This window comes from Candidatus Megaera venefica, from assembly GCF_034554655.1.
GTDB lineage: Bacteria > Pseudomonadota > Alphaproteobacteria > Rickettsiales > Rickettsiaceae > Megaera_A > Megaera_A venefica.
Window position 1 is genome coordinate 1 of record NZ_JARJFB010000093.1, and the last position, 7,707, is coordinate 7,707.

General features: G+C 34.2%; 7 protein-coding genes. 2 read left to right on the forward strand and 5 right to left on the reverse strand.

Annotated features, from left to right (window positions below; all coding sequences use genetic code 11):
• Positions 1 to 500 (reverse strand): transposase (locus tag Megvenef_RS06110; RefSeq protein WP_322776251.1); only part of this gene is annotated, 500 nt, incomplete at its 3' end.
• Positions 501 to 583: 83 nt separating this feature from the next.
• Here Megvenef_RS06110 and Megvenef_RS06115 point away from each other — a divergent pair.
• Positions 584 to 1,483 carry a hypothetical protein gene (locus tag Megvenef_RS06115; RefSeq protein ID WP_322777092.1) on the forward strand — a complete coding sequence of 300 codons (900 nt, stop codon included), beginning with the start codon at positions 584 to 586 and terminating at the stop codon, positions 1,481 to 1,483.
• 83 nt (positions 1,484 to 1,566) lie between these two features.
• Here Megvenef_RS06115 and dacB read toward each other — a convergent pair whose 3' ends face one another.
• From dacB to lnt, 4 genes are all read right to left on the reverse strand, one after another.
• Positions 1,567 to 2,916 (reverse strand): D-alanyl-D-alanine carboxypeptidase/D-alanyl-D-alanine endopeptidase, encoded by a 1,350-nt coding sequence (dacB, locus tag Megvenef_RS06120; RefSeq protein WP_322777093.1) that lies wholly within the window; start codon positions 2,914 to 2,916, stop codon positions 1,567 to 1,569.
• Positions 2,913 to 4,172 (reverse strand): MFS transporter, encoded by a 1,260-nt coding sequence (locus tag Megvenef_RS06125; protein ID WP_322777094.1) that lies wholly within the window; start codon positions 4,170 to 4,172, stop codon positions 2,913 to 2,915. Before Megvenef_RS06125 ends, dacB begins: the two co-directional genes overlap by 4 nt.
• A 523-nt stretch (positions 4,173 to 4,695) precedes the next feature.
• Positions 4,696 to 5,109, reverse strand: a complete 414-nt coding sequence (locus tag Megvenef_RS06130) for a helix-turn-helix domain-containing protein (RefSeq protein ID WP_322777095.1) — start codon at positions 5,107 to 5,109, stop codon at positions 4,696 to 4,698.
• A 67-nt stretch (positions 5,110 to 5,176) separates the two neighbouring features.
• A complete protein-coding gene (lnt, locus tag Megvenef_RS06135; RefSeq protein WP_322777096.1) occupies positions 5,177 to 6,679 on the reverse strand; it encodes an apolipoprotein N-acyltransferase in 1,503 nt (500 codons plus the stop codon).
• Between the two features lie 79 nt (positions 6,680 to 6,758).
• On the opposite strand from lnt, the gene Megvenef_RS06140 reads away from it, so the two are divergent.
• A complete protein-coding gene (locus tag Megvenef_RS06140) occupies positions 6,759 to 7,559 on the forward strand; it encodes an enoyl-ACP reductase FabI (protein WP_322777097.1) in 801 nt (266 codons plus the stop codon).
• Positions 7,560 to 7,707: the final 148 nt, after the last annotated feature.

Genomic DNA, 7,707 nt, shown 5'->3' on the forward strand with positions numbered 1-7,707 from the left:
GGCCTGCCTTGCCAAGCTTTAACATCGTCCATGACATCATCAGTAATTCTACTAACAAGGCTTTCGCTAATGTCAGCCCCGTATAGTTCCTGAATCTGAAGTTTAATATCTGATAGACTCATTCCTTTGGCGTATAAGGATAGAATTTTTTGATCTAAACCTTCAATTCTTGTTTTTCTTTTGGGAATGATTGCAGGTTCAAACTCAGCATCTCTATCCCTTGGAACGTCTATTGTAATAAGGCCATTATCAGTGATTAGATTCTTTTGAGATACACCGTTACGGGCGTTATTAGAAGTGATAATACGATCGTATCTGTCATAACCTAGATGATTATTCATCTCTGCCTGTAAAGCTTTTTCCACAAGACGTTTTGTTAGTTGTTTCAATAACCCGCCTTTGCTTAAAACATTCGATAGATCTACTTCTTTACTTACCAGTAAATCTATCGCTGCGGATATAGCTTCATTATTCTTATTATTGATAGTGTTTTTAGTCATATTTTATTCCTCTTAGTTATATTAATTGATTATATAACCTATAAGGAATTTACACACTTAGATGGACAGACCCTACGACACCTTTGCTATGTGCTCTTTATCAAAACAAGCCGGAAATAGCTGAGTATTTTATCTCTTCCGGTGCTACGCTTGATCCAAAATCAATCCCCAAAATGTATGCTGGGCAACCACACGTAGTTGATTTTGTTGTGAAACACGATAAATCAACAAAAGAATTTATTGAAAAAATTTCATCTAAAAATTCATATGACTTATTCAAAAAGGCAAAGGAAGAAAACGACACTTTAATTGTATCCTACTTTATTAAAGACCATGCCAAAGATATTTTTTTAGCAATAAAAAAATATGGTACGCAAAAAGAAAATATAGAATATTTCCAAAAAAATTCTATTCCATTCAAGTTTAAGCATGGTGAATTTATAGTTTGTTCTCAACCACAAGCTCAAAATGAGACAACACAAGGTTTTGAACTTATGAACACATCAGACATTCAGGAAAAAAGCAAAACTAGTATAAAAGATGGTAAGTTTTATTTTACTTATGGAGAAGAAAAGTTGGCAACTTTTAACGAACAAAATGATTCAATTTATGTTATAAGCAAAAATGGGACATTATATGTTCAAAATGATTTTAACGGCCATTTCGATGGACTACATCATAGCTTTTTCTTAAAAAGCAAGCCTGCAAAAGAACTATATGGTTATGGCAAACCAGTAGCTTGCGGTGGGCATTTGAATATAGTAGATGGGAAAATTACCTTTATTAGCAATAATAGTGGTCATTATCAGCCAACCTTAAAACAGTTAAAGCTAGTTGTTAAGTACTTCCATCAAAAGAATGTTCTAGCAGAAAATGTTCAAATTAAAGATTCATTTGGGACTTCTTACGAATTGTCAGAGATTCTACACAGCCCGATAGTAGATGATACGCCCGAGTTATTTGGTGATATACAAGATAACTAGGATTTATAAGAGCTTCAAAAACTTTAAGAAGCGCCATTTTAAGCAATAACCTGGCGCTTTGATTCTTATATCTAGAGTTCTATTCACTTACTCACTAATTTGATAATGTCTTCTTCTAATTTATGATAGCGTTGACGATTCTGATAAAAATTATTTGCCATAATTACGAAGCTATAAAGCTCTTTTTTAGAATCATAGAAATAACCTACTAAGGCAGAGACCCCTGTTAAAGAACCAGTCTTAGCATAAATATCATAATTCTCAAAACGTTCATGCAAGGTAGAATCATCACTTGGACCAGCAAGAATCGATTTTACCAATTCAAAATTGTTACTTTTAGCCACTGCTTTCAACAAGCTATCAAATTGATTCACAGTCAGCAAATTTTGCCTTGAAATACCAGAACCATCTCTTAAATCTGATTTTGTTAAGTCAACATTAAATTTCTTAGCAACGACCTCTTTCAATTTAGCTGCAGCCCAGTCCCACTCAGTAATATCCAGCTCAGAAGCAAATTCTGCAAGAAAATAGTCTGTCATAAAATTATCAGATTTTTTCATGGCCTTAGCAGCAAGGTCCTTAATACTTTTTGGTAAAGAAGCTACTGTTTGCGCATCTTTTACTTTATCACTAAAAAATAATATTTTGCCTTTTAATACTATGCCCTTATTAGCAAGCTGCTTTTCTAAATAGTACTTAACTTGGGATAGATTGTCATTTGCAACTGCTACAATAGTTACTGGACCTGTAGACTTACTCAAAGTACCTTTGATAATATATTTGTTATCCTCTATATTCACACGGAGTCTATCATTCTCATTTTCAGCGATAGTTTTGGCTTCATTAATTATGGTATAGGGAAAATTTTTATTTGGACTAATTTCAATACTGCTACCTACATTTCCTGGTGCCACATCTAATTTGCTGCAGTTCTTATTCACATGAGTCAGCGTTACTGGCGCACCATAACAATATACAGAATCACTAATTGTTTTATCTCTTATAATTGCTGGTACGGAAAATTTATTATCTACGATATAAATATTTCCTTTTATATTTTTGCCTGAATGTTTGGCAAGCTCAACAACAACATATTCAAGATCATCAACTCCAAAATCTGGATCATGAATATCAAGGTAATAATCTTGTTTCTTATACAATAAATCACTAGCAAAATTGTAATTTTTATCAAAATGCTCAAGAGCAGATACAATAGTAACAAACTTTAATGTACTGGCTGGAATAAAATACCTATCAGCATTCTTTTCGAAAATAACTTTCCCTTGATCTAAGTTTGTAATTTTTATACCAATATTCAAGTCTGGATCAGCTTGCTTTATTAGCTGATCCATTTTTCCTGGAATATTATTTGTTGCCCCAACTATTTGAGGCAACAGAGTAATTATTATTAGAGTTATTATACCAATTTTCATAGTTTCCTTGCCTTTTGCTGTATTCGTGCATGAATAATATTACTGATTCCCATCACAGTAAATCCAACTACAGCCAACGATATCATTATTGGAATAATTGAAATACTGGTAACAAAAGCTTCGGGGCTATATGATTTTAATCCATTAACCAAAACACCATCCCATGATTTGTCTAAACTTATACCAATAGCATTATGGAAAACCCAACCAAATGTCATGATTATCATATTCGCAACTGCTGCAGCCATCCCACTTCTTTCTTCAGAAACATACGTTGCAATCTTGGAAATGATAACAACTTGGTAGGCACAGAATATACCTGTAATTAAGCATATATAGTAAAGTGATTTTTCATTAGCACTCCCACTTAAGATATATACAAAGCATACAATCATTCCCGTACCAGAAGCTATAGTTACTCCAAGATAAAGTCTGGTTTTGTCAGCAATATATGGCAGAATAATACATCCTATAAACATACCAAATAATATAGATAAAGTTAAGGAATCAGCTATTGTCTTTTCAATACCATACACTGCAATCATAAAGGCACTACCCCACGCATCAGCAAACCCTTCAAGCGGACCAACCATAAACCCAGCGAACAAACTAGCGAATAGTAGCTTATAATTACAAATAACTGCCTTAATATCAGTCCAAATATCGCTATGAGAAACTCCTTGGGCAGATTTTGGCATTATTATATAAGTAATAAGCGCAAGAGCAATTCCTGAACATATTAGTATATTAATTGTTGCGTCAATACCTACTGATTTTATAACACTAGCAAGTGGAGTCCCAACATATACTACAGTAATTAAACTAGCAGACACTGTAAAGCCAAGCATCCTAGCAAATTTGTCAGGATATATTATACGAAAGATCTGCAATGCCCCGACTATCGCCGCCGAAGAACCAATACCTGTAAGCGCCCTGCCAATAACTACGCTTCCCCAAAAGTCAAAATAAACAAGAGGAACAAGGCCACTAGCAGTTAATGCTATGCATAAAGGAAGTATTTTTTTACCACCAAATCTAGCCAAGAGTATGCCAATTGGTATATGAACTGCAATATATCCAATATAGTATATACCAGCAAAAGATCCGAACTGGGCAGCACCAATCTGATATTTACTCATAATGTCAGGCATAATGATATTAGGTAACATTCTTAGTATGTACTGATAACAGTAAAACAATGTTAAACTTAACCACACCAACATTGAAACAAATTTATTTTTCTCTTCAACTTTCATATTTATTTTCCTTTAATAAAAATATATTCTAAGCGACATTACAAATATCACTCACAAAAAAACACAATAAAAATTAGTAATAGAAAATATGCAACGGCTACGCCGCCAGCAGAATTGCCAGAAGTAGAAAATTAGGTTTGAACTTAAACGCTATATTCATTTTATTATTTAGTTATTTTCTTTGATTTTTTAGAGAATAAACAACCCGTAATGATACACAATTAACAGGTTATTACAAAACAGTCAACAATCAAATTTCGTTTTATACTATTTTGGAGATCACCCTAGTCACTTTAGTTTCTTCGAGATTGAATTGTGTCGCCTGTGTTTAAGGCTTAATCATACGCATGTATCTTAAAATTATAAGCCAAGTCCAATTTCGGTTTGCTACGTTGCTTGTGAAATCCTTAAGTCGAGCTACTCAAGAGACTTATTTAGCCATGCAAGGTTCGCTTCAACCAACCAACAACCAACTCTAAAGCTCGCTTGCCATACCGATGCAGCGACTTAGGCTGGCCTAAAACTAAGACATTGTTTTGACTAGTTCGGTAATCTTTTTTCTACTTTGCAAACTTTTAATCTCACTAAAAGCCTTAATCAGATTAACTATTTCTTTTTCGGTCACCACATTAGAATCTTCAGCTTCATATTTAGCATCATCTTCTGCAAACACATTAGTAATTATTTCGCTTTCATCACTATGTTCATAAAAATAAGTAATAGGTACTTTCAAAAATTTTGCTATTGTAAATAACTTTCCGCTTGATATTCTGTTTGTTGCTTTTTCGTATTTTTGCACTTGCTGAATACTAACATCCACAGCCTTACCTATGTCCTGCTGGCTCATGCCCAGCATTACTCTTCTCATTTTTAAACGTCTGCTAACTAACTTATCGATGTTATCAGCCTTTCCTTTAGATTCAGATTGCTCATACATATAGATACAACAGTACTAAAAAACCTTAATATTAACTTTCACCCACAAGTTACTATTTACCGTCGAATTATTCAAGCGTTTTATTTTTTCCTTTCCAAAAAAAGTATAAAAAGAAACATAAGACATGCAATATTAGCACAAAAAATACCTCTATTATTAAACTTATAATTCCGCGATCAGAGAACACGGTAGGTAGAGTTAGCTTATATGGTATATAACCATCAATTGTATCTACTACATTTAGATTAAGGCTACTGATCACCCGGCCAACCGGATCAATTATTGCAGATATACCATTATTACCTGCCCTAATAAGGGGCAATCCATTTTCTACTGCTCTCATTCTGCTTATCTGAAAATGCTGAAAGGGTCCAGAAGAGTTTCCGTACCACGCATCATTAGTAATATTAATCATTAAATCAACGTCAGTGTTAGATATTCTTACCTCATTAAAGAAGATAGACTCATAGCAAACTAGTGGCCAGATGCGCAAATTTAACTCTTTTAAAAAAACTACATCTCTGTTACCAGGAGTGTAATCAATGACCCCAGGAGTAAGTTTTTTTACTGGTAGATATTTTTTTAATGGCATGTATTCACCAAATGGAACCAAATGAGATTTATGGTAATCAAATAGTAGCTCCCCAGTTCCATCCAAAGCAATTAATGAAGAATATATCTCGTAGCCATCACCAGATAAACCATTATCGTTAACCCCCCCGGATAGCAATATTTGTTCTTCTTCGGCAAAAATTGACATTAGTCTGTTATAAATTGGCCTGTAATAATATGGCACTGTTAAAGCGGCTTCCGACCATATGATTATATCTGGTTCACCTTTTCTTCGTGACATTTCAATTTGCCTATCTAAATTACTCCATAAAGCATTTGCATCCCACTTGGCAATTTGTGGAATAGATGGCTGAACAACACGAACCTTTATATCGCTATACTCAGTTGGATTATCTACTAAACGTAAATATCCATACGAAATAAAAATCGCTAAAATCACTACAGATATAATTACTCTAGATACTAAAAATCCTTTGCTATAAAAACTCGACCCTATAAAAACCGCAGCAAAACTCAAGCCCAGCACTCCAAATATGCTAGCTGGTTGAATAAGGATATCTGAAATAGAAAAAGCATATCCAAGTAAAGCCCAAGGCAATCCAGTGAAAATCCATGAAATTAGCCATTCAACAAAGATCCAAATTATGCAAAATATTATGTGATATAAAAAAGACAATCTAAATCTCCAGGAAACGGCAGCTACAAGAGCAATAAAAATAGCCATAAATGCCGGTAACCCGAATAAAGCAAAAGGCACTGCCCACCAAAACTCTTCTATATATACCGTTACACCAAAAGAAATCCAATATAGACTCGCAAGAAAAAATCCAAAGCCAAACATATATCCAAAAAACAAAGCCTGACGCATTGTACTACTCTTAAATATCTGAGCGCACAATACAGACAACATCAAAAGACCAGGGAAGAAATATAGAGGGGCAAAGGCAAGACCGCAAATCAACCCTGAAATAAATGATAGCTTTCTTTTTAAAATCATTACTAAACCGCTTGTACAAAATTATTTTCGATGATATACAAATTAAATTCACATGTATAGTCAACTAATTAGGTATTTTATGGCGATCGATTCAACAAAATTGCTTACTGGTAAAAAAGGTATTATTACAGGTGTTGCAAATAACCTTTCTATTTCTTGGGCTATAGCACAAATTGCTAGGGCACATGGAGCAGATATTGCATTAACTTATCAAGGCGAAGTGCTTGAAAAAAGAGTATCCCCACTAGCGAAAGAAATTGGTGCCGATTTTATATATGAGTGCGATGTCACTAATGAACAATCAATGGACAGCTTATTCGAATTTACAAAAGAAAAGTGGGGAAAACTTGATTTTCTTATCCATGGAATAGCTTTTGCAGATAAAGAAGAACTCAAAGGAAGATATATCGACACGTCGTTGCCAAATTTTTTAAATTCGATGAATATTTCATGCTACTCCCTTACAGCTCTTGCCAAGCGAGCAGAACCATTAATGACGAACGGTGGATCTATAATTACCCTAACGTATTACGGCGCGGAGAAAGTAATTCCAAACTATAATGTAATGGGACTAGCCAAATCTGCCCTAGAAACTAGCGTTAAATATTTAGCTTATGATATGGGACAGAATAATATCAGAGTCAATGCCATCTCAGCAGGGCCAATAAGAACTCTAGCTGCAAGTGGTATTGGTGATTTTAAATCAATGCTCAGAATGCACGAATCAACGTCCCCTTTAAAACGTAATACTACACAACAAGATGTAGCTGGGGCAGCTTTATACTTAATAAGCAACTTGGCTAACGGAGTAACTGGCGAAATACATTACGTAGATTCAGGGTATAATATAATGGGTATGGGCGTCACTGAGAAAGTGTAAATCACTCCAACAATAAGTGACTATTGAAGCCCATAGGTTTTTAAGCAAGTCTAATTTATGAGACTGTAAAAAGTCTCTCCGTCAAAACTCTAAATTTTTGATATAATTTCAAGAATTTCAAAAATAAATCACCGCACATTCATTTTTT